The sequence below is a fragment of the Pseudomonas sp. JC1203 genome, from assembly GCF_056175065.1.
This window is the reverse complement of record NZ_JBWCAM010000032.1, coordinates 1-19,864: the sequence shown is the minus strand read 5'-3', so window position 1 is coordinate 19,864 and position 19,864 is coordinate 1. Positions and strand designations below refer to the sequence as shown.

19 protein-coding genes and 1 pseudogene are annotated in these 19,864 nt (G+C 63.4%); 14 read left to right on the top strand and 6 right to left on the bottom strand.

The window, feature by feature from the left end:
• The first annotated feature begins 8 nt into the window (after nt 1-8).
• Nucleotides 9-1,181, top strand: a complete 1,173-nt coding sequence (locus tag AC0SZ7_RS30750; protein WP_475507859.1) for a pyridoxal phosphate-dependent aminotransferase — start codon at nt 9-11, stop codon at nt 1,179-1,181.
• Nucleotides 1,181-1,888, top strand: coding sequence for a DNA/RNA nuclease SfsA (gene sfsA / locus AC0SZ7_RS30745; protein ID WP_475507858.1), 708 nt, complete (start codon nt 1,181-1,183; stop codon nt 1,886-1,888). Before AC0SZ7_RS30750 ends, sfsA begins: the two co-directional genes overlap by 1 nt.
• Before the next feature lie 128 nt (nt 1,889-2,016).
• Here the strand turns inward: sfsA and AC0SZ7_RS30740 are convergent, their stop codons facing one another.
• On the bottom strand, nt 2,017-2,334 hold the full coding sequence (locus tag AC0SZ7_RS30740; RefSeq protein WP_475507857.1) for a Rieske (2Fe-2S) protein: 318 nt from the start codon (nt 2,332-2,334) through the stop codon (nt 2,017-2,019).
• 159 nt (nt 2,335-2,493) lie between these two features.
• Between AC0SZ7_RS30740 and AC0SZ7_RS30735 the strand changes: the two genes are divergently transcribed.
• Genes AC0SZ7_RS30735 through AC0SZ7_RS30725 form a run of 3 tightly spaced genes read left to right on the top strand, consistent with a single transcriptional unit; the run spans nt 2,494 to nt 5,179 of the window.
• Nucleotides 2,494-3,378 (top strand): heme/hemin ABC transporter substrate-binding protein, encoded by an 885-nt coding sequence (locus tag AC0SZ7_RS30735; protein ID WP_475507856.1) that lies wholly within the window; start codon nt 2,494-2,496, stop codon nt 3,376-3,378.
• 50 nt (nt 3,379-3,428) lie between these two features.
• Nucleotides 3,429-4,412, top strand: coding sequence for a FecCD family ABC transporter permease (locus AC0SZ7_RS30730; RefSeq protein ID WP_475507872.1), 984 nt, complete (start codon nt 3,429-3,431; stop codon nt 4,410-4,412).
• A gap of 8 nt (nt 4,413-4,420) precedes the next feature.
• A complete protein-coding gene (locus AC0SZ7_RS30725; protein ID WP_475507871.1) occupies nt 4,421-5,179 on the top strand; it encodes a heme ABC transporter ATP-binding protein in 759 nt (252 codons plus the stop codon).
• A 218-nt stretch (nt 5,180-5,397) separates the two neighbouring features.
• Here AC0SZ7_RS30725 and AC0SZ7_RS30720 read toward each other — a convergent pair whose 3' ends face one another.
• The 4 genes from AC0SZ7_RS30720 to AC0SZ7_RS30705 form a co-directional block, all read right to left on the bottom strand.
• Nucleotides 5,398-6,189 carry a Crp/Fnr family transcriptional regulator gene (locus AC0SZ7_RS30720; protein ID WP_475507855.1) on the bottom strand — a complete coding sequence of 264 codons (792 nt, stop codon included), beginning with the start codon at nt 6,187-6,189 and terminating at the stop codon, nt 5,398-5,400.
• Between the two features lie 41 nt (nt 6,190-6,230).
• Entirely contained in the window at nt 6,231-6,503 is a 273-nt protein-coding gene (locus AC0SZ7_RS30715) for a TfoX/Sxy family protein (protein WP_008375598.1), read from the bottom strand.
• 162 nt (nt 6,504-6,665) lie between these two features.
• Nucleotides 6,666-7,007 (bottom strand): pentapeptide repeat-containing protein, encoded by a 342-nt coding sequence (locus AC0SZ7_RS30710; RefSeq protein WP_475507854.1) that lies wholly within the window; start codon nt 7,005-7,007, stop codon nt 6,666-6,668.
• Between the two features lie 194 nt (nt 7,008-7,201).
• Entirely contained in the window at nt 7,202-8,758 is a 1,557-nt protein-coding gene (locus AC0SZ7_RS30705) for a bifunctional aminoglycoside phosphotransferase/ATP-binding protein (protein ID WP_475507853.1), read from the bottom strand.
• Nucleotides 8,759-8,898: 140 nt separating this feature from the next.
• Here AC0SZ7_RS30705 and mrcB point away from each other — a divergent pair, with 140 nt between their 5' ends.
• Genes mrcB through AC0SZ7_RS30690 form a run of 3 tightly spaced genes read left to right on the top strand, consistent with a single transcriptional unit; the run spans nt 8,899 to nt 12,323 of the window.
• Nucleotides 8,899-11,217, top strand: a complete 2,319-nt coding sequence (gene mrcB, locus AC0SZ7_RS30700; protein WP_475507852.1) for a penicillin-binding protein 1B — start codon at nt 8,899-8,901, stop codon at nt 11,215-11,217.
• A gap of 30 nt (nt 11,218-11,247) precedes the next feature.
• A complete protein-coding gene (locus AC0SZ7_RS30695) occupies nt 11,248-11,991 on the top strand; it encodes a tetratricopeptide repeat protein (protein WP_475507851.1) in 744 nt (247 codons plus the stop codon).
• Between the two features lie 2 nt (nt 11,992-11,993).
• Nucleotides 11,994-12,323 carry a YqcC family protein gene (locus tag AC0SZ7_RS30690; RefSeq protein ID WP_475507850.1) on the top strand — a complete coding sequence of 110 codons (330 nt, stop codon included), beginning with the start codon at nt 11,994-11,996 and terminating at the stop codon, nt 12,321-12,323.
• A 78-nt stretch (nt 12,324-12,401) separates the two neighbouring features.
• Here AC0SZ7_RS30690 and AC0SZ7_RS30685 read toward each other — a convergent pair whose 3' ends face one another.
• Nucleotides 12,402-12,836 carry a DUF4124 domain-containing protein gene (locus tag AC0SZ7_RS30685; RefSeq protein WP_475507849.1) on the bottom strand — a complete coding sequence of 145 codons (435 nt, stop codon included), beginning with the start codon at nt 12,834-12,836 and terminating at the stop codon, nt 12,402-12,404.
• 401 nt (nt 12,837-13,237) lie between these two features.
• Between AC0SZ7_RS30685 and AC0SZ7_RS30680 the strand changes: the two genes are divergently transcribed.
• From AC0SZ7_RS30680 to msrQ, 6 genes and pseudogenes are all read left to right on the top strand, one after another.
• The gene (locus AC0SZ7_RS30680; protein ID WP_473005352.1) at nt 13,238-14,962 is read left to right on the top strand and encodes an acetolactate synthase 3 large subunit; all 1,725 of its coding nucleotides are present in this window, start codon (nt 13,238-13,240) and stop codon (nt 14,960-14,962) included.
• A gap of 2 nt (nt 14,963-14,964) precedes the next feature.
• Complete coding sequence (gene ilvN, locus AC0SZ7_RS30675; protein ID WP_416422438.1) at nt 14,965-15,456, top strand: acetolactate synthase small subunit; 492 nt, start codon at nt 14,965-14,967, stop codon at nt 15,454-15,456.
• 85 nt (nt 15,457-15,541) lie between these two features.
• Nucleotides 15,542-16,558, top strand: a complete 1,017-nt coding sequence (gene ilvC / locus AC0SZ7_RS30670) for a ketol-acid reductoisomerase (protein ID WP_475507848.1) — start codon at nt 15,542-15,544, stop codon at nt 16,556-16,558.
• Between the two features lie 147 nt (nt 16,559-16,705).
• Nucleotides 16,706-17,560 carry a CDP-diacylglycerol--serine O-phosphatidyltransferase gene (gene pssA / locus AC0SZ7_RS30665; protein ID WP_475507847.1) on the top strand — a complete coding sequence of 285 codons (855 nt, stop codon included), beginning with the start codon at nt 16,706-16,708 and terminating at the stop codon, nt 17,558-17,560.
• A 50-nt stretch (nt 17,561-17,610) separates the two neighbouring features.
• Complete coding sequence (msrP, locus tag AC0SZ7_RS30660; RefSeq protein WP_475507846.1) at nt 17,611-18,624, top strand: protein-methionine-sulfoxide reductase catalytic subunit MsrP; 1,014 nt, start codon at nt 17,611-17,613, stop codon at nt 18,622-18,624.
• Nucleotides 18,624-19,219: pseudogene (gene msrQ / locus AC0SZ7_RS30655) on the top strand (protein-methionine-sulfoxide reductase heme-binding subunit MsrQ). The gene msrP and the pseudogene msrQ overlap by 1 nt, the downstream one beginning before the upstream one ends.
• Nucleotides 19,220-19,864: the final 645 nt, after the last annotated feature.

Sequence of the window (19,864 nt, the reverse complement as noted above, 5' to 3'; positions counted from 1 at the left end):
GAAGGTCAATGGCCCAGCCCTACAGTGCGCGCAGCCGCGCCATAGAACCCTTTCACGTGATGGCGCTGCTGGCGCGGGCCAACGAACTGCAGGCCGCCGGCCATGACGTCATTCACCTGGAAATCGGCGAGCCGGACTTCACAACCGCCCAGCCCATCATCGAGGCCGGGCAGGCTGCCCTGGCCAACGGCCAGACCCGCTACACCGCGGCGCGCGGCCTGCCGGCGCTGCGCGAGGCCATCGCCGGCTTCTACGACCAGCGTTATGGCGTGAACATCGACCCGCAGCGCATCCTCATCACCCCAGGCGGTTCCGGCGCGCTGTTGCTCGCCAGCAGCCTGCTGGTGGACCCGGGCAAGCACTGGCTGCTGGCCGACCCCGGCTACCCCTGCAACCGGCATTTCCTGCGCCTGGTGGAAGGCGCAGCGCAGCTGGTGCCGGTGGGCCCCGAGGTGCGCTACCAGCTCACCGCAGACCTGGTGGCGCGCCACTGGGACAAGGACAGCGTCGGCGCCCTGGTGGCATCGCCCGCCAACCCTACCGGCACGTTGTTGAGCCGCGATGAGCTGGCGCAGCTGTCCCAGGCCATCAAGCAGCGCAACGGCCACCTGGTGGTGGACGAGATATACCACGGCCTCACCTATGGCACCGACGCCGCCAGCGTGCTGGAAGTGGACGATGACGCCTTCGTCCTTAATAGTTTTTCCAAATATTTCGGCATGACCGGCTGGCGCCTGGGTTGGTTGGTGGCGCCGCCCGAAGCGGTGCCGGAACTGGAGAAGCTGGCGCAGAATCTCTACATCAGTGCCCCCAGCATGGCCCAGCACGCCGCGCTGGCGTGTTTCCAGCCGCACACCCTGGCCATTCTGGAAGAGCGCCGCGCCGAATTCGGCCGCCGCCGCGACTTCCTGCTGCCGGCCCTGCGCGAAATGGGCTTCGGCATTGCCGTGGAGCCGGAAGGCGCGTTCTACCTGTATGCCGATATCAGCAAGTTCGGCGGTGATGCCTTCGCGTTCTGCCAACATTTCCTTGAAACCGAACATGTGGCCTTTACCCCCGGCCTGGACTTCGGCCGTCACCAGGCCAGCCACCATGTGCGCTTTGCCTACACCCAGAGCCTGCCGCGCCTGCAGCAGGCCGTGGAGCGCATCGCGCGTGGCTTGCGGAGCTGGCAAGGCTGATGGAATTCAATCCTCCCCTGGAAGAAGGTCGCCTGCTGCGCCGCTACAAGCGTTTCCTCGCCGACATTCGCACCCTGGACGGCGAAGAGCTGACCATTCATTGCCCCAACACGGGCTCAATGTTCAATTGCATGGTCGAGGGCGGGCAAGTGTGGTTCAGCCGCTCCAACGACCCCAAGCGCAAGCTGCCGGGCACGTGGGAAATCAGTGAAACGCCCCAGGGCCGGCTGGCATGCGTGAACACCGCGCGTGCCAACCGCCTGGTGGAAGAGGCGCTGCTGGCCGGGGTGATCACCGAGCTTGCCGGCTTCACCGCGCTGAAACGCGAAGTGGCTTACGGCGAGGAGGGCAGCCGGGTGGATTTCTGCCTGCAGTACCCTGAAGGGCCGGCCTACGTGGAAGTGAAAAGCGTGACCCTGGGCCATGACGGCACCACGGTGGCGGCCTTCCCGGACGCGGTGACCCAGCGCGGCGCCAAGCACCTGCGCGAGCTGGCGACGCTGGCGCGCAACGGCGTGCGGGCGGTGCAGTTGTACTGTGTGAACCTGACCGGCGTCGACGCCGTGCGCCCGGCGGGCGAGATTGACGCAGCTTATGCCGAGGCGCTGAAGGCGGCAGTGGCGGATGGCGTGGAGGTGCTGGCGTATGGGGTGCATTTGGATAGCGAGCGTGTGTATGTGAACCGCCGCTTGAGCGTCCAGATTTGACCCGCGCCGCCGACTCGTAGCCGCTGCCGAAGGCTGCGCTGGCCCCAACGTGCACTGGAGATCTACAGTGCAGGCGAGCGCCAGCGCAGCCTGCGGCAGCGGCTACGCCGATCGTCGCGGGGCCGAAATCAGAGTTCTACCCAGATGCCTTTGTGGTCTTCGCGGCAATCGAAATTCTCCAGCTCCTTGCCCTCGCACGGCCCCGCCACGCACTCGCCCGAATCCATCAGGAACAACGCGCCATGGCTGGCGCAGCGGATCATGGTGGCGCTGTCATCCAGGAACACGTCGGTTTCCCACTGCAACGCGGTGCCACGGTGCGGGCAGCGGTTGCGGTAGGCGTACACCCGCCCTTCGCGGCGGACGACGAAAAGCTTGATGCCTTCACACTCGAAACCACGACTTTGTGCTTCGCTCAAAGCGGCGCTTTCACACAGCCACTGCATGCTGACCTCTTTTGTTTTACTTGATGATACAAGGGTTGGCTTGACGCCCAAATGCAAATAATTATCAAATGAATTGATAGGTTGCCGTTCGGGCGGGCATTCAACGGGATAACGTCGGGCGGTGCAACCTTTGCCCTTTATTGAACAGAGGAATTTGCGATGCGCCTGAGCGCCAGGGTCGTTGGCTTTACTGCCGCCATGCTGTTTCACCCGTGGGCCACGGCCGCCGAGGCGTTGCCGCAACATTGGGTGAGCGCCGGTGGCGCGCTGACCGAATGGGTGGTGGTCATGGGCGGGGAAAGCAAGCTGGTAGGGGTGGACACCACCAGCCAGCACCCCGAAAGCGTCAAGGCGCTGAAAAGCATCGGCTACCAGCGCGCGCTGTCGGCCGAAGGCATTCTCAGCCTGACCCCGCGCCCGGACATCCTCATCGGCACCGAGGAAATGGGCCCGCCGCCGGTGCTGCAACAGATTCGCCAGGCCGGGCTGGGCGTGGAAATGTTCGACAGCAAGCCCGAGCTGCCGACCCTGCAGGCCAACCTGCTGCACCTGGGCCGCCTGCTGGGTGACGAGGCCCACGCCGGCAAACTGTTCGACGATTACCGCCAGCAACTGGCAGACCACCAGGCCTGGGTGAAAGTGGCCGAGGCCAGGCAGCCAGCCCCTGGGGTCATCCTGCTGCTGGGCCACATGGGCGCCAAGCCGCTGGTGGGTGGCCCGGGCACCGTCGCCGACTGGCTGGTTACCCAGGCCGGCGGGCACAACCTGGCTACGCAGCCGGGCTACAAGAACTTCTCCACCGAGGTGCTGGCGGCGCTCGACCCGCAGGTGATCGTGTTCGCTGACCGCAGCCTGAGCGGTGACGCGGCCATTGCCGCCATGCTCAAGGACAACCCGGCGCTGGCCAACACCCGGGCGGTCAAGGAAAAACGCATAGTGTTGCTCGACCCGACCCTGCTGGTGGGTGGCCTGGGGCCACGGCTGCCGGCAAGCTTGAACGGCCTGTCGCAGGCGTTCTTCCCCGACGCCAAGCCTGCCCAATGAGGCCATTGCTGGCGCCACGCACGCTGTTCATCGGCCTGGGGTTGTTGTGCCTGCTGGCGTGCTGGCTGTCCCTGGCGCTGGGGCCGGTGAGCCTGCCGCTGCTGGATACCCTCAAGGCCGGCCTGCGCCTGGCTGGACTGCCGGTGAGCGGGCAAGGCCTGGAGCAGGCCGAGATGATCGTCGGCCAGATCCGCCTGCCGCGCACGTTGCTGGGCCTGGCCGTGGGCGCCGTGCTGGCGCTGTCGGGCGTGGCCATGCAGGGGCTGTTTCGCAACCCGCTGGCCGACCCGGGGCTGGTCGGCGTGTCGAGCGGCGCGGCCTTGGGCGCGGCCATCGCGATTGTCGGCGGCAGCTGGTTTGGCGGCCTGCCACCGCTGCTGGAGCCTTACCTGCTGTCGATCTGCGCCTTTCTCGGCGGCCTGGGGGTGACCGCGCTGGTCTACCGCCTGGGGCGCAAGGACGGCCAGACCAGCGTGGCGGTGATGCTGCTGGCCGGCGTTGCGCTGACGGCGCTGGCCGGCTCGGCGGTGGGCCTGTTCACCTACCTTGCCGATGACAGCACCCTGCGCACCTTGACGTTCTGGAACCTGGGCAGCCTCAATGGCGCCAGTTACCAGCGCCTGTGGCCGCTGGTGGTGATCGCCACGGGCGTGTCGCTGTGGCTGCCGCGCCGGGCGCGGGCCCTGAATGCGCTGCTGTTGGGCGAATCGGAGGCGCGGCACCTGGGCATCGAGGTGGAACGCCTCAAGCGTGAACTGGTGTTCTGCACCGCGCTGGGCGTGGGTGCGGCGGTTGCGGCCGCCGGGCTGATCGGTTTCATCGGCCTGGTGGTGCCGCACCTGGTGCGCCAGGTGGCAGGGCCTGATCATCGCGTGCTGCTGCCGGCATCGTTGCTGGCGGGCGCGAGCCTGCTGCTGTTCGCCGACCTGATCGCGCGTATGGCGTTGGCCCCGGCCGAACTGCCTATCGGTATTGTCACGGCGTTCCTTGGCGCGCCATTTTTCCTGTTTTTGCTGGTGCGGGGGCGTCCCTGATGTTGCACGTGGCTAACCTGCAAGTACGACGCGGCCAACAGGCAGTGATCAACGACATCAGCCTGCAATTGCGGCCCGGTGAAGTACTGGGTGTGTTGGGTCCCAATGGCGCCGGCAAGAGCACTTTGCTGGGGGCCCTGTGCGGCGAGCTGGTGCCTGCCCACGGTGAAGTGTGGCTGGACGGCCGCCTGCTGGCCGATTGGCATGGCCCCGAGCGTGCGCGGCGCCTGGCGGTGCTGCCGCAGGTCTCTACCCTGGGCTTCGCCTTCCGGGTGGAGGAGGTGGTGGGCATGGGCCGCTTGCCCCACGACAGCGGCCTTGCCCGCGACAGCGAGATCATCGCGGCCGCCCTGCACGCCGCCGATGCCGCGCACCTGCGGGGGCGCAGCTACCTGGCGCTGTCCGGTGGCGAGCGCCAGCGCGTGCACCTGGCGCGGGTGCTGGCGCAGCTGTGGCCGGGCGAGCCGGGCACCACGCTGCTGCTGGATGAGCCCACCTCGGCGCTCGACCCGCTGCACCAGCACACCACCCTGCAGGCGGTGCGCGCATTTGCCGACCGTGGCGCGGCGGTGCTGGTGATTCTGCATGACCTGAACCTGGCAGCGCGCTACTGCGACCGCATTCTGTTGCTGCAACAGGGCCGCGCGCATGCGCTGGGCACTCCGCGGCAGGTGCTGCAGCCAGAGGCGCTGAAGGCGGTGTTCGGGTTGGAGGTGCTGGTGCAGGAGCACCCGGAGCGCGGGCATCCGTTGATCATTGCGCGGTGAAATGGACGCAGCCTGCGGCAGCTGCTACAGGGGGTAGCACAAATCCCGGGCAAAAAAAGACCCGGCAAAAAGCCGGGTCAAATAACCGTGATTAGCCTGATGAGGAGATAATCTGAGAGTCCGAACCAAGGTCTTTCAAATCATCACTGGCCTCGCGACCAGATGTGATAATCATAACAATTCTCATTTAGAAGTCAACAGGCCTTTCCAAGAATTTTTCACGGGCTGTCGATCAGCCGCGTCACCTGCCGGTTCAGCGCCTCGATACGCCGCGCCATGCTTTCGATCAGGCTGTGGGCGATGCGCGGGTTGGTCTGGGTCAGGTTCAGGAACTGGTCCTTGGGGATGATCATCAGCGTGCAGGGCACGGTGGCGATTACCGTGGCGCTGCGTTTTTCGCGGGTGAAGATCGCCATGGCGCCGAAAATCTCGTCCTTGGGCACGTCGCCCACCTTGTGGCCATCGACGTAGGCCTCGGCGTGGCCGTCGATGATCACGAACACGTGGTCGGCCTCGTCGCCCTGGTTGATCAGCACATCGCCGGCGGCCACGTGCTTGAAGCCGTTGCTGGCGCGGTATTCGGGCTGCTTGAGGCGGGTGATGGCGTCGCACAGCAGGGTGGTCTGGCCGGTCAGGTACTCGATAAGCAGCTCCTGGGTCTCGGGCGTGGCATTGATGTGCGCCAGCACTTCGCTGCGCAGGTAAGGCACCACGCGCAGCAGGCCTTCGGTGCTGTATTCGTAGGAAAGGTCTTCGCGGTTCTGGTAGAGGCCCAGCAGGTCGCCGTCCTGCAGGTAGAACAGCGGGCGCTGGTTGATGCGCGCCTGCAGCAGGCCACTGTCGATCAGGTACAAGTGGCTGTCATCCAGCAGCGGCGAGAGGTCGGCCCCCGGCTCCAGCTCCAGCGCCGGGCCCTGTGGGGCCACCCCCAGCAGCAGGCGCGAGGCGATGCCCTGCAGGCGGTTTACCCAGGCATCGGCATAGGCCGGCTGATCACCAAATAGATACATGCGCGCTTTCCTCGACTGTCGAACCCGACGCGCGGCCGCGGTCAGTTCTTGCGACGAGACGATATCGCGTCGAGTTGTTGATTCAAAGCCTCTTTGCGTTCGGCGGGTATGTCGTTCCAGTGCACGTCCAGCAAGGCACCCTCGATTGCGTAGAGCAGCACTTTGGAGGCGCGGAAACCACGGGTCTTGACCGCCCGGTAGGCATCCACGGCGCCCAGGCGGCGCAAATCCGAGGCGCTGTGGATCCCCACGGCGTGCAGCCACTGCGCCGAGGTCTTGCCCAGGTTTTTCAAATGTTGAAGTTCATCGTTCATCAAGCCTCCTTGCGACGGCTGAACTTGATCGAGGCGCATTTGCTGGCCGCTCTGCCAAGGGAGTGTAGCGGCACTTTGGAAATGCGCTCAGGCGCCGGTTTTCCGCGGATATCAGCGGCTTGCAGCGCATGCTGGCCGGCGCTTCCTGCGCCGGTCAGTGCTTCAGCGGGTGCGGTAGCGCAGGCGGGTGCCGAAATTCACTGACATCAGGATTTCGTCGGCCGACAGTTCCGCCGGAAAGTAGGCCCCGGAAATCTGCGCATGGGCCAGGCTGGCGCCTTCCATGCAGGTGTCGCGCAGGTCCAGGCCGCGGAGGTCGGCGGTGCGGAAATAGGCGTCGGTGAAGTCGATGTCGTGGGTGTCGAGTTCGCGCAGGTCGAGGCCGCGGAAGTCGCCGCCACGGAAGTCCACCCGGTCGGATGGTCGCTCCGCATTGAAGCCGCGAACGTTTTCGTGGTGCACGAGGGCGTAAAGGTGCGAGTCAAGCTGCTTGGGCTGGCTCATGGCGTCTACCTGTTGGTTTTATTGACGCCATTATAATGCCACTATTCTTGCGCCGTGACTGTCGACTGCTTCACGGCTGGAGAAAATAAAGCCTGGCAACACGCGAACCCGTAGCAGCGGCCGCAGGCCGCGTCCCCTGCGCGCGGGACGCAGCCTTCGGCAGCTGCTACGGGGGGGGGGGCTCCTGGCAGCGTTTACAGCCCCGGCAAACGCTGGCGAATCTGCTCTACCAGCTTGTCCAGGCTGTCGCCCTCGTTGGTTTCAACGCGCTTGCTCAGCACCAGCTCCTCGGCGGTCAACGGCTCGCGGCTGGCCTGCTGGGCCTGCACCACTTGCAAGGTGGCGTCCGACGGGTCGTTCTGCTCGGCCTGGCGCTGTGCCAGCCATGCCTCGATCACCGGCATCGGTGCGTTGCAGTCGAGGATCAGGAACGGCACGCCGGTGGTTTCGGCTACCTGGGCCGCCTGCTGGCGCTGGGCGTGCTTGAGGTAGGTGGCGTCGATCACGGCCGGGAAGCCGGCGCGCAGGATGCTGTCGGCCAGGCTGTGCAGGCGCTGGTAGGTAGCAACGCTGGCATCCTCGCTATAGATGCCGCTCTGCAGCAGGTTGTCGCCCTGCTGCTCGCCGAACAGACGCTTGCGTTCCACGTCCGAACGCAGGCGGATGGCGCCCAGCGCTTCCACCAGGCGCATGGCCACGTGGCTCTTGCCCACGGCAGAAACGCCGCTGGTGACAGCCAGGAAGCGCGATGGAATGGCGCTGTAGCTTTCCGCCAGGTTGGCGTACTTGCGGTACTGCTTGAAGGTGGTGGCGCGCTGTACTGCGTCCGAGTCCGGGGTCAGGCCGAACAGGGCGACCTTGGCGCGCACCAGCGCGCGGTAGGCCTTGTAGAAGTTCAGCAGTTCCAGGCCACGGTAGTCGCCGGTCAGTTCCAGGTACTGGCTGATGAAACGGCGGGCCAGGCACTTCAGGCCGCGGTCTTCCAGGTCCATGGCCAGGAAGCCGATGTCGGCGTAGACGTCGGTGAAGCGGAACGGTTCGTTGAACTCGATGCAGTCGAAAATCACCACCTGGCCGTCGATCAGCGTGGCGTTGCCCAGGTGAATGTCACCGTGGCACTCACGAATGAAGCCTTCGGCCTTGCGTTCCTGCAACAGCGGCTGCAAACGGGCGAAGCTGGCCTGGGCCCAGGCTTGCAGGGCGTCCAGTTGCTGCAGGTCGGCGGCGTCTTTCAGGAACGGGCGGATCTGCTCGAAGTTCTGCTCCACCGGGGCCATCACCGCTGCCGGGGTGCCGGCTTCGTGCGCGGCGGGTACCACCGGGGCGCCCAGGTGGAATTCGGCGATCTGCCGGGCCATGGAGTCGATGTGCGCGCTGGTCAGCTCGCCGTTGGCCTGCAAGGTGCTGAGCAGGTCGTTTTGCGGGAACTGGCGCATTTGCAGGGCGTATTCGAACGCCTGGCCGTCGCCACCCAGCACGGGGGCCTCGGCGCTGCCGGTAATGGGCAGCACTTGCAGGTACAGGTCGTTGGTCAGGCGCTGGTTCAGGCGCAGCTCTTCATTGCAGAAGTGCTCGCGCGAGGCCAGGGTGGAGAAGTCGAGGAAACCGAAGTTCATCGGCTTCTTGACCTTGTAGACGTAAGGGCCGGTCAGCACCACCCAGGAGATGTGCGTCTCGATGACCTGGAAGGCCTCGACCGGATGGGGGTAAAGGGCCGGGTTCTGCAGGGCGGCGATAAGGGCTTGGCTCACGGGCGGTCCTTCAACTGTCAAAGAATTCGAGGCGGGCATTATGGCCGCTGCAGGGGGCTGTGCAAACCTTTCATGGGCGCTGGTCGTCGTTCACCGGGGACGCCTGCCCAGCCGGGATAAAGTGCGTATAATCCGCCGCCATGACTCGATCCCGATCCCCCCGCACCCCTAAAAAACCTGTCAAGCGCGGCCTTCCGGCCTGGCTCGGCTGGACCCTCAAGCTGGGCCTGGTAGGCCTGGTTATCCTGATAGGCTTTGCCGTCTACCTGGACGCCATCGTGCAGGAGAAGTTTTCCGGCAAGCGCTGGACCATCCCGGCCAAGGTCTACGCCCGGCCGCTGGAGCTGTTCGTCGGGCAGAAACTTGCCGAAGCAGATTTCCTCACCGAACTCGACGCCCTGGGTTACCGCCGCAGCACCGTGCTGGACGGCCCGGGTACCGCCGTGGTCAAGGGCACCACGGTGAACCTCAATACCCGTGGCTTCCAGTTCTATGAAGGCCTGGAGAAAGCCCAGCCGGTGCAGGTGCGCTTCAGCGGCGACTACGTGGCCGAGCTCAGCAGCACCACCAACGCCAAGTTGCCGGTGGTGCGCCTGGAGCCGCTGCTGATTGGCGGCCTGTACCCCAAGAATCTTGAAGACCGCATCCTGATCAAACTCGACCAGGTGCCGCCGTACCTGCTCGACACCCTGGTGACGGTTGAAGACCGTGACTTCTATCACCACTTCGGTGTGTCGCCCAAGTCCATCGCCCGCGCCATCTGGGTCAACACCTCCGCCGGGCAGATGCGCCAGGGCGGCAGTACCCTGACCCAGCAGTTGGTGAAGAACTTCTACCTCACCAACGAACGCAGCCTGAGCCGCAAGCTCACCGAAGCGATGATGGCGGTGTTGCTGGAGATCCACTACAGCAAGCAGGAGATCCTCGAGGCATACCTCAACGAGGTGTTCATCGGCCAGGATGGCCAGCGTGCGGTGCACGGCTTCGGCCTTGCCAGCCAGTTCTTCTTCAGCCAACCGCTGTCGGAACTCAAGCTGCACCAGGTGGCGTTGCTGGTGGGCATGGTCAAGGGGCCGTCCTACTACAACCCGCGCCGTTACCCGGACCGCGCGCTGGAGCGCCGCAACCTGGTGCTGGACCTGCTGGCCCAGCAGGGCGTGGCGACCCAGGCGCAGGTGGACGCGGCGAAGAAGATGCCGCTGGGCGTGAGCAAGCAGGGCAGCCTGGCGGACAGCTCGTTCCCAGGGTTCCTGGACCTGGTCAAGCGCCAGTTGCGTGAAGACTACCGCGACGAGGACTTGACCGAGGAAGGCCTGCGGATCTTCACCAGCTTCGACCCTATCCTGCAGCAGAAGGCCGAGGCCTCGGTGACCGACACCTTCAAGCGCCTGGGCAACCGCAAGGGCGTGGACGATGTGGAAGCCGCCATGGTGGTCACCAACCCGGAAAGCGGCGAAGTACAGGCCCTGGTGGGCAGCCGCGCGCCAGGTTTCGCCGGCTTCAACCGCGCGCTGGACGCGGTGCGGCCGATCGGCTCGCTGGTCAAGCCGTCCATCTACCTGACCGCGCTGGAGAAACCCAGCCAGTACACGCTCACCAGTTGGGTCAAGGATGAACCGTTCGAGGTCAAGGGCGCCGATGGTCAGGTCTGGCGGCCGAAGAACTATGAAGGCAACTCCAACGGCACCATCTTCCTGTACCAGGGCCTGGCGCACTCGTTGAACCTGTCCACTGCGCGCCTGGGCCTGGACCTGGGCGTGCCCAACGTGTTCAAGACCATCTCGCGCCTGGGCGTGGACGTCGACTGGCCTACCTACCCGTCGATGCTGCTGGGCGCCGGCGGCATGTCGCCTATCCAGGTGGCCACCATGTACCAGACCATCGCCAACGGCGGCTTCAACACGCCGATGCGCGGTATTCGCAGCGTGCTGACGTCTGACGGCCAGCCGCTCAAGCGCTACCCGTTCCAGGTGCAGCAGCGTTTCGACCCGGGCTCCATCTACCTGATCCAGAACGCCATGCAGCGCGTGATGCGCGAAGGTACCGGCCGCTCGGTGTACAACGTGCTGCCAAGTTCGCTGAACCTGGCGGGCAAGACCGGTACCAGCAACGACTCGCGTGACAGCTGGTTCGCCGGCTTCAGCCAAGACGTGCTGGCGGTGGTGTGGATTGGCCGCGACGACAATGGCAAGACCCCGTTTACCGGTGCCACCGGTGCCCTGCAGGTGTGGACCAGCTTCATGAAGAAGGCTGACCCGCTGCCGCTGGACACGCCCATGCCCGACAACGTGGTGCAGGCCTGGATCGACCCGCACACCGGCCAGGGCTCCGACGCCAACTGCCCGGGCGCGGTACAGATGCCGTATATTCGTGGTAGCGAACCCGCCGCAGGCCCTGCTTGCGGAAGCCAGGCCCCCGCCGATTCCGTGATGGATTGGGTCAAGGGCTGGTTGAACTAAATTGGCTTTGCCAGGCAAAGAGGAATCGAAGTGAACAAGTGGTTGTTTCCTGCTGTAACGGCACTGGCGCTGCTCAACGGTTGCGCCAGCGTGCCCCAAGGGTCGATTCCGGTGGTGGACTCCGGCACTGCCGTGTCCAACGGCGAGCGCGTGTCGGGCAACCGTGGCTATGCCGCGGTGCAGCGCCAGGCGCCGCAGGCGGTGTCGGAAGATTCCGGTGTAGTGGTGATGCCGCAGGGCAATTCCGCGCCGATGACCTTCGCTGCGCCGCAAAACGCGCCGATCAGCACCGGCCCGATCACCCCGGGTGCCTACACGCCGCCGCCAGCGGCTTCCCAGCCGTATAGCAGCGCGCCGGTGACCAGCAACTACAGCATGCCGTCGACCAGCAGCGCCCCTACCGGCATACCCAGCAACAACCGCAGCAGTGGCGGCCTGTCCGCCGACGAGCAGCTGGATGGCCCGGTGCTGGCGTTGCTGACCACCGCCCAGCAGCAACAGGGCGGCGGCGACCTCAACGGTGCCTCGTCGAGCCTGGAGCGCGCCCAGCGCATTGCCCCGCGCGAGCCGCAGGTGCTTTACCGCCTGGCGCAGGTGCGCCTGTCCCAGGGTGATGCGCCCCAGGCCGAGCAGCTGGCCCGCCGTGCGCTGACCTACGCCAACGGCCGTCCCGACCTGCAGGCCAGCCTGTGGAACACCATTGCCCAGGCCCGGGACAAACAGGGTGACAGCGCTGGCGCCGCCCAGGCCCGCCAGAAAGCTTCCGGAGGTTGATGATGGACGCACGTTTTCCGCAGATCGCCGACCATCTGCTGCTGATCGAGCGCGAGCTGCGGGTGCAGGGCTGGTGGAGCGAGGCTGTACCCACCCCCGAGCAGCTGGCCAGCCAGGAGCCGTTCAGCGTCGACACGCTGGACTTTTCCCAGTGGCTGCAATGGATTTTCCTGCCACGCATGAAGCAGATCCTCGAGCAGGACCTGCCACTGCCTAACGCGTCGGGCATCTTGGCCATGGCCGAGATGGTCTACGCCGACCAGGCCGAGAAAAGCCGCGGCATCCGCGTGCTGCTGCATCAGTTCGACGAACTGATCACCCAGCACAGCTGACCCCTGTAGCAGCGGCCGAAGGCCGCGTCAGGGCGCGCCATGGTGCCCGGGACGCGGCCTGGGGGCCGCTGCTACGGTTTATTGGCAGTTCTCGTCTACCTGCTTCTGCGTCAGCGCAATTTTTGCCTGCCGTTCCTCTTCCGTCAGCCTGCGCAATTCCCCACCAATTTGCTGCCGCACCCGCGGGTTGTTCTGCAACTGCGCCAGGTTGTTGCGGCTGGTGTCGCAAAATTGTGCCATCTGCGCCTCCTGGTCCTGCACCTGCTGCTGCACCTGCTGGTTGATCATCCGCTGGGCAGCCTTGCCCTGCGCCGCGTCCGGCGCCTTGGGCGGGGCAGGGGGCGGCGGCGCCACCGGCCTGGCCGTGTCCACCTCGGTGGTGTTCTGACCAGCGGGCGGTTGGGCGTCGAAGTGGGTCACGCCCTGGCTGTCGACCCATTTGTAGATCTGCGCGGCATGGCCGGCAGGGCTTGCCAACAGCAGCGCAATTGCGGGGATGAGGATCGCTCGCATGCTAATTCCTTGACCATTAACGCAATCATGAAACTACCTGAGACGCTTCTGAGCAAATGTTTTCTGCATCTGGTGAAAAAATTGGCACGCATTAAATTGCAACAGATAGCTTGACTTGAGCCTCGCGAATCACAACAATCGGAAGTCCGCTGTAGAGGGACTGCCAGAAGCAGACCTTCCCAGCAGATCATGAGGCGCACACCCGCGCCGACCCGCAACACCCGCAACGCGTTACCTCGCGCTGGGTGGGAAACCCCCGCAACACTTTGGGGAAGTCCCAATACTTGCTCAGTCAGTGCTGACGTACGTCGGCGACCACCGTCGCTCATGCTCTGCTGGCAGTAAACCTATTAAGACCCGTTCCCATGGAGCGGTATTCTGGCGTTTTAGAGGTGAACAACGTGGAGCTTTTATCTGGCGCTGAGATGGTCGTCCGCTTTTTGCGTGACGAAGGCGTTAAGCACATCTACGGGTACCCTGGTGGTGCTCTCCTGCATGTATACGATGCCCTGTTCAAAGAACCGGAAGTGGAACACATCCTGGTTCGTCACGAGCAGGCCGCTACCCATATGGCTGACGGCTATGCCCGTGCCACCGGCAAGGCCGGCGTGGTACTGGTAACTTCCGGCCCGGGCGCGACCAATGCCATCACCGGTATCGCCACCGCCTACATGGACTCGATCCCCATGGTGGTGCTGTCCGGCCAGGTTGCTTCCACCCTGGTGGGTACCGACGCGTTCCAGGAAACCGACATGATCGGTATTTCCCGGCCTATCGTGAAGCACAGCTTCATGATCAAGCACGCGTCCGAAATCCCCGAAGTGATGAAAAAAGCCTTCTACCTGGCGCAGTCCGGTCGCCCGGGGCCTGTCGTTGTCGACATCCCGAAAGACATGACCAACCCGGCGGAAAAGTTCGAATACGTCTATCCGAAGAAAGCCAAGCTGCGCTCCTACAGCCCGGCCGTTCGTGGCCACTCCGGCCAGATCCGCAAGGCCGTGGAGATGCTCCTGGCCGCCAAGCGTCCGGTGATGTACGCCGGTGGTGGCGTGATCCTGGGCGGCGGTTCGGCGCAACTTACCGAACTTGCACAACTGCTGAACCTGCCGGTCACCAACACCCTGATGGGCCTTGGCGCCTACCCGGGCATGGACCGCCAGTTCGTCGGCATGCTGGGCATGCACGGCAGCTACACCGCCAACCTGGCCATGCACCACGCCGACGTGATCCTGGCCGTGGGCGCGCGTTTCGATGACCGTGTGATCAACGGCGCGAGCAAATTCTGCCCGAACGCCAAGATCATCCACATCGACATCGACCCGGCGTCCATCTCCAAGACCATCAAGGCCGACGTGCCTATCGTTGGCCCGGTGGACAGCGTGCTGACCGAAATGGTCGCCACCCTGAAGGAAATCGGCGAAACCCCGAACAAGGAATCGGTGGCCAGCTGGTGGAAGCAGGTTGACGAGTGGCGCGGTGACAAAGGCCTGTTCCCCTACAACAAGGGCGACGGCAGCCTGATCAAGCCACAGACCGTGATCGAGACCCTGTGCGAAGTGACCGGCGGCGACGCCTACGTCAGCTCGGACGTGGGCCAGCACCAGATGTTCGCGGCGCAGTACTACAAGTTCAACAAGCCCAACCGCTGGATCAACTCCGGTGGCCTGGGCACCATGGGCTTCGGCCTGCCTGCCGCCATGGGCGTGCAGATGAGCTTCCCTGATGCGCACGTTGCCTGCGTGACCGGTGAAGGCAGCATCCAGATGAACATCCAGGAGCTGTCCACCTGCCTGCAGTACGACCTGCCGGTGAAGATCATTCTGCTCAACAACGGCGTGCTGGGCATGGTTCGCCAGTGGCAGGACATGAGCTACGGCGGCCGTCACTCGCACTCGTACGTGGAATCGCTGCCGGACTTCGTCAAGCTGGTCGAGGCCTACGGCCACGTCGGCATGCGCATCACCGACCTGAAAGACCTGAAGCCGATGATGGAAAAGGCCTTCGCCATGAAGGACCGCCTGGTGTTCCTGGACATCCAGGTAGACGTCACCGAGCACGTCTACCCGATGCAGATCAAAGACGGTTCGATGCGCGATATGTGGCTGAGCAAGACGGAGCGTACCTAATCATGCGGCACATTATTTCCCTGCTGTTGGAAAACGAACCGGGTGCGCTGTCGCGTGTGGTCGGGCTGTTCTCGCAACGTAACTACAACATCGAAAGCCTGACCGTGGCGCCAACCGAAGACCCGACCCTGTCGCGTCTGACGCTGACCACTGTCGGCCACGATGAAGTGATCGAGCAGATCACCAAGAACCTCAACAAACTGATCGAAGTGGTCAAGCTGGTCGACCTGTCGGAAAGCGCGCACATCGAACGTGAGTTGATGCTGGTCAAGGTCAAGGCCACCGGCGCCCAGCGCGCCGAGATCAAGCGCACCACGGACATCTTCCGCGGGCAGATCGTTGATGTAACCAGCAGTGTCTACACCGTACAACTGGCCGGGACTAGCGATAAGCTCGACAGCTTCATCCAGGCCATCGGCACCGCCTCGATCCTGGAGACCGTGCGTAGCGGCGTCACCGGCATCGCACGTGGCGATAAAGTGCTGAGCATCTGAACAAGGCAGTAAAGGTGGCGGGGCAGCCCGCCACCCTCAACCAAATTAGCGTATGGCCACAGGCCAAGATAACAGGGGTAATTTCATGAAAGTTTACTACGACAAAGACTGCGACCTGTCCATCATCCAGGGCAAGAAAGTTGCCATCATCGGTTACGGTTCCCAGGGCCACGCTCAAGCGTGCAACCTGAAAGACTCCGGTGTTGACGTCACTGTCGGTCTGCGCAAAGGCTCGGCCACTGTTGCCAAGGCCGAAGCCCATGGTCTGAAAGTGGCTGACGTTGCCACCGCCGTTGCCGGCGCCGACCTGGTCATGATCCTGACCCCGGACGAATTCCAGTCCCAGCTGTACAAGAACGAAATCGAGCCGAACATCAAGCAGGGCGCTACCCTGGCCTTCTCCCACGGCTTCGCCATTCACTACAACCAGGTCGTGCCACGCGCTGACCTGGACGTGATCATGATCGCGCCGAAGGCCCCAGGCCACACCGTTCGCTCCGAGTTCGTCAAGGGCGGCGGTATCCCTGACCTGATCGCTATCTACCAGGACGCTTCGGGCAATGCCAAGAACGTTGCCCTGTCGTACGCTTCGGGCGTTGGCGGCGGCCGTACCGGCATCATCGAAACCACCTTCAAGGACGAGACCGAAACCGACCTGTTCGGCGAACAAGCCGTTCTGTGCGGCGGTACCGTCGAACTGGTGAAAGCTGGTTTCGAAACCTTGGTTGAAGCAGGCTACGCGCCGGAAATGGCCTACTTCGAGTGCCTGCACGAACTGAAGCTGATCGTTGACCTCATGTACGAAGGCGGTATCGCCAACATGAACTACTCGATCTCCAACAACGCCGAATACGGCGAGTACGTGACCGGCCCGGAAGTCATCAACGCCGAATCCCGCCAGGCCATGCGCAACGCTCTGAAGCGCATCCAGGACGGCGAATACGCCAAGATGTTCATCAGCGAAGGCGCCACTGGCTACCCATCGATGACCGCCAAGCGCCGCAACAACGCCGCTCACGGTATCGAAATCATCGGCGAGCAACTGCGCTCGATGATGCCTTGGATCTCGGCGAACAAAATCGTCGACAAGGCCAAGAACTGATACAAGTCTTGTAGCGATGAAAACGCGGCTTCGGCCGCGTTTTTTCGTTATGGTGGTCAGGTTCTGGTATAAAGCTGCAACGTTTGCGGTCGAACCCTCGTCGCAGACGTCTGTCGAAACTTTCCACACCGTTGCAAGGTACTGTCCATGAGCGAACGTCCCGAAGAGCCGCACACGGCTTCTGACGCCGAAAGCCTGCTGCCGATCGATGAACATGTCGAAGAAGGGCATGACGCAGAAGGGCGTAAAGTCCGGCACCGCGGCATCTATCTGCTGCCCAACCTGTTTACCACGGCAAACCTGTTTGCCGGGTTCTACTCGATCATCAATTCCATCAGCGCGCAAAGTGCACTGAGCGCCGGCAACTCCGCCGATGCCGCGAAGTACTTCTCCTTTGCCGCCATCGCCATTTTCGTCGCCATGGTCCTCGATGGCCTGGACGGCCGCGTGGCGCGCATGACCAACACCCAAAGCGCGTTCGGCGCCGAGTACGACTCGCTGTCGGACATGGTCGCCTTTGGCCTGGCGCCGGCGTTGCTGGCCTTCGGCTGGGCACTGGGCGACATGGGCAAGGTCGGCTGGATGGTCGCCTTTATCTATGTGGCTGGCGCCGCGCTGCGCCTGGCGCGCTTCAACACCCAGGTCGGCAAGGCTGACAAGCGCTACTTCATCGGCCTGGCAAGCCCGGCTGCGGCTGGCGTTGTAGCCGGTACCGTGTGGGCGTTCAGCGACTACGGCATCCAGGGTTCCAAGCTGTCGTTCCTGGTGGCGCTGCTGGTAGCGGCCGCCGGCATGCTGATGGTCAGCAACATCAAGTACAACAGCTTCAAGGAGCTGGACCTCAAGGGCCGCGTGCCGTTCGTGGCCATCCTGGCCGTGGTGCTGGTGTTCGCCGTGGTGTTCAGCGACCCGCCGCGCATCCTGCTGCTGATCTTCCTCGGCTACGCAGCGTCCGGTCCGATTCAATTCCTGTTACGCAAGAGTCGGCACAAGCCGGCCTGATCGCGGCATACTCCGTAGCCTGTCGCTAACGACCAGGTTACGGAGTCGCCATGCTGATCAAGTTCCCAAAAGCCTCGGACTGCCAAGAGTCCGAGGTCACGCCTGCCTCAATCTACTTCTCCCGTCGCGCCCTGCTGGGCGGTTCCATGGCTGCACTGGCAGCTGCGGGCTTGCCGCGCCTGGCGAATGCCGCCGACCCCTCCCGTTATGCGGGGGCCGATGCCGGCGGTGCGCCGGGCTGGCTCAAGGACAAGCTGGCGGCTACCCAGTGGCAGGCCATTACCGTGGCGGGGGAGGCCATTACCCCGTTCAAGGATGCCAGCAGCTACAACAACTACTACGAGTTCGGCACCGACAAGGGCGACCCGGCAGCCAACGCCGGCGGCATGAAGACCGAACCGTGGACCGTGGTCGTGGATGGCGAGGTGGGCAAGCCCGGGCGCTATGCGCTGGAAGACTTCATCAAACCTTACCAACTGCAGGAGCGCATCTACCGCATGCGCTGTGTGGAAGCCTGGTCCATGGTCATCCCCTGGCTGGGGTTTCCTCTGGCCGACCTGCTCAAACAGGTGCAGCCAACCTCCAGGGCCAAATACATTCGCTTCGAAACCCTGCAGGACCCCAAGGTGATGCCCGGCATGCGCTCGGACTTCGCCCTGATCCAGTGGCCTTATATAGAAGGGTTGCGCCTGGACGAGGCAATGAACCCACTGACCATTCTGGCGGTAGGCATGTATGGCCAACAGTTGCCCAACCAGAACGGCGCGCCGCTGCGGCTGGTGGTGCCGTGGAAATACGGTTTCAAGGGGGTGAAGTCCATCGTGCGTATCAGCCTGGTGGAAGAACAGCCGAAAACCACCTGGCAGAACATCGCGCCCGACGAGTATGGCTTCTTCGCCAACGTGAACCCCACGGTGGATCACCCGCGCTGGACCCAGGCGCGCGAGCGTCGCCTGCCCAGCGGGCTATTCAGCCCCAATGTGCGCGATACCCTGATGTTCAATGGCTATGGGGAGGAGGTTGCTTCTCTCTATAGCGGCATGGATCTGCGGAAGAACTATTGATGCGTTATCTGTGGTGGCGGTTGAGTGTGTTCCTGGTGGCTGGTGTGTGGCCATTCTGGTGGGTGTACCAGGCCTGGATATTTGCCTTGGGCCCAGACCCGGGCAAAGTGCTGGTGGATCGCCTGGGCTTGGGTACTTTGATTCTGTTGATGGTGACGCTGTGCATGACGCCGGCGCAGAAGCTCACCGGCTGGCCAGGTTGGATCAGTGTGCGGCGGCAGCTGGGGTTATGGTGCTTTGCTTATGTGGTGATGCACCTGGCGGCCTACCTGTTCTTCGTGCTGGGCCTGGATTGGGGGCAATTGGGCGTGGAGCTGCGCAAGCGGCCGTACATCATCGTGGGTGCACTGGGGTTTGTGTGCCTCTTGCTGATGGCCGTTACCTCCAACCGTTTCAGCCAGCGCCGCCTGGGGCGGCGTTGGAAATGCTGCACCGGCTTGCTTATATAGTGCTGGGGTTGGGATTGCTGCATTTCCTGTGGGTGGTGCGGGCGGATCTGAAGGAGTGGGCGGTGTATGCGGGGGTAGGGGCGTTGTTGATGCTATTGCGTCTCCCAGCGGTGGCAGCGCGCCTACCCCGCTTCGGTCGCCGCTGATCTCTCGCCAAGCACCAAAGGCCGGCAACGCCTCTCTATAGCGGGGCACGTTGCAGCAGATGTAGCACCGGCCGCAGGCCGGGTCGCGCCGCGCGGGCGGCGCTCGGTGTGGTGAGGCTTGAAGATCCCCCGGCATGCACCTGGTGGCCTTGATACGGTGGTGTGCCGGATGCTTTTGACCTTAAAGACAATTCCTCGAAATTAACCCTTGACCTGCCTCCGAATCTCTCTATAATTCGCCCCACTTCCGGCGCAACCGAAACGAAAAACTCCTTGAGTTTCAAAGAGTTAACCGAAGTAAGCAGCTCCGAAAGGTTTCGATCTTAACGTCGAAAGCGGTGAAAAAGGCAGTTGACAGCAACGCAGGTTGCTGTAGAATTCGCCTCCCGCTAACGAGAGATCGAAGCGAGTCAAGTGGTTGAAGTTGTTAGAGATTCTCTGAAAAACTTCAAAATAAACGCTTGACAGACTCTGAGGAAAGCGTAGAATGCGCGCCTCGGTTGAGACGAAAGAATCAACCAACCGCTCTTTAACAATTGAATCAAGCAATTCGTGTGGGTGCTTGTGACTCAGACTGATAGTCAAAAAGATTATCAGCATCATAAGTTACTCCGCGAGAAATCAAAGATGTAACCAACGATTGCT

Coding starts and splice junctions, on each gene's coding strand:
- AC0SZ7_RS30750 (WP_475507859.1), top strand. CDS start 9: ATGGCCCAGCCCTACAGTGCGCGCAGCCGCGCCATAGAACCCTTTCAC.
- sfsA (WP_475507858.1), top strand. CDS start 1,181: ATGGAATTCAATCCTCCCCTGGAAGAAGGTCGCCTGCTGCGCCGCTAC.
- AC0SZ7_RS30740 (WP_475507857.1), bottom strand. CDS start 2,334: ATGCAGTGGCTGTGTGAAAGCGCCGCTTTGAGCGAAGCACAAAGTCGT.
- AC0SZ7_RS30735 (WP_475507856.1), top strand. CDS start 2,494: ATGCGCCTGAGCGCCAGGGTCGTTGGCTTTACTGCCGCCATGCTGTTT.
- AC0SZ7_RS30720 (WP_475507855.1), bottom strand. CDS start 6,189: ATGTATCTATTTGGTGATCAGCCGGCCTATGCCGATGCCTGGGTAAAC.
- AC0SZ7_RS30715 (WP_008375598.1), bottom strand. CDS start 6,503: ATGAACGATGAACTTCAACATTTGAAAAACCTGGGCAAGACCTCGGCG.
- AC0SZ7_RS30710 (WP_475507854.1), bottom strand. CDS start 7,007: ATGAGCCAGCCCAAGCAGCTTGACTCGCACCTTTACGCCCTCGTGCAC.
- mrcB (WP_475507852.1), top strand. CDS start 8,899: ATGACTCGATCCCGATCCCCCCGCACCCCTAAAAAACCTGTCAAGCGC.
- AC0SZ7_RS30690 (WP_475507850.1), top strand. CDS start 11,994: ATGGACGCACGTTTTCCGCAGATCGCCGACCATCTGCTGCTGATCGAG.
- AC0SZ7_RS30685 (WP_475507849.1), bottom strand. CDS start 12,836: ATGCGAGCGATCCTCATCCCCGCAATTGCGCTGCTGTTGGCAAGCCCT.
- ilvN (WP_416422438.1), top strand. CDS start 14,965: ATGCGGCACATTATTTCCCTGCTGTTGGAAAACGAACCGGGTGCGCTG.
- ilvC (WP_475507848.1), top strand. CDS start 15,542: ATGAAAGTTTACTACGACAAAGACTGCGACCTGTCCATCATCCAGGGC.
- pssA (WP_475507847.1), top strand. CDS start 16,706: ATGAGCGAACGTCCCGAAGAGCCGCACACGGCTTCTGACGCCGAAAGC.
- msrP (WP_475507846.1), top strand. CDS start 17,611: ATGCTGATCAAGTTCCCAAAAGCCTCGGACTGCCAAGAGTCCGAGGTC.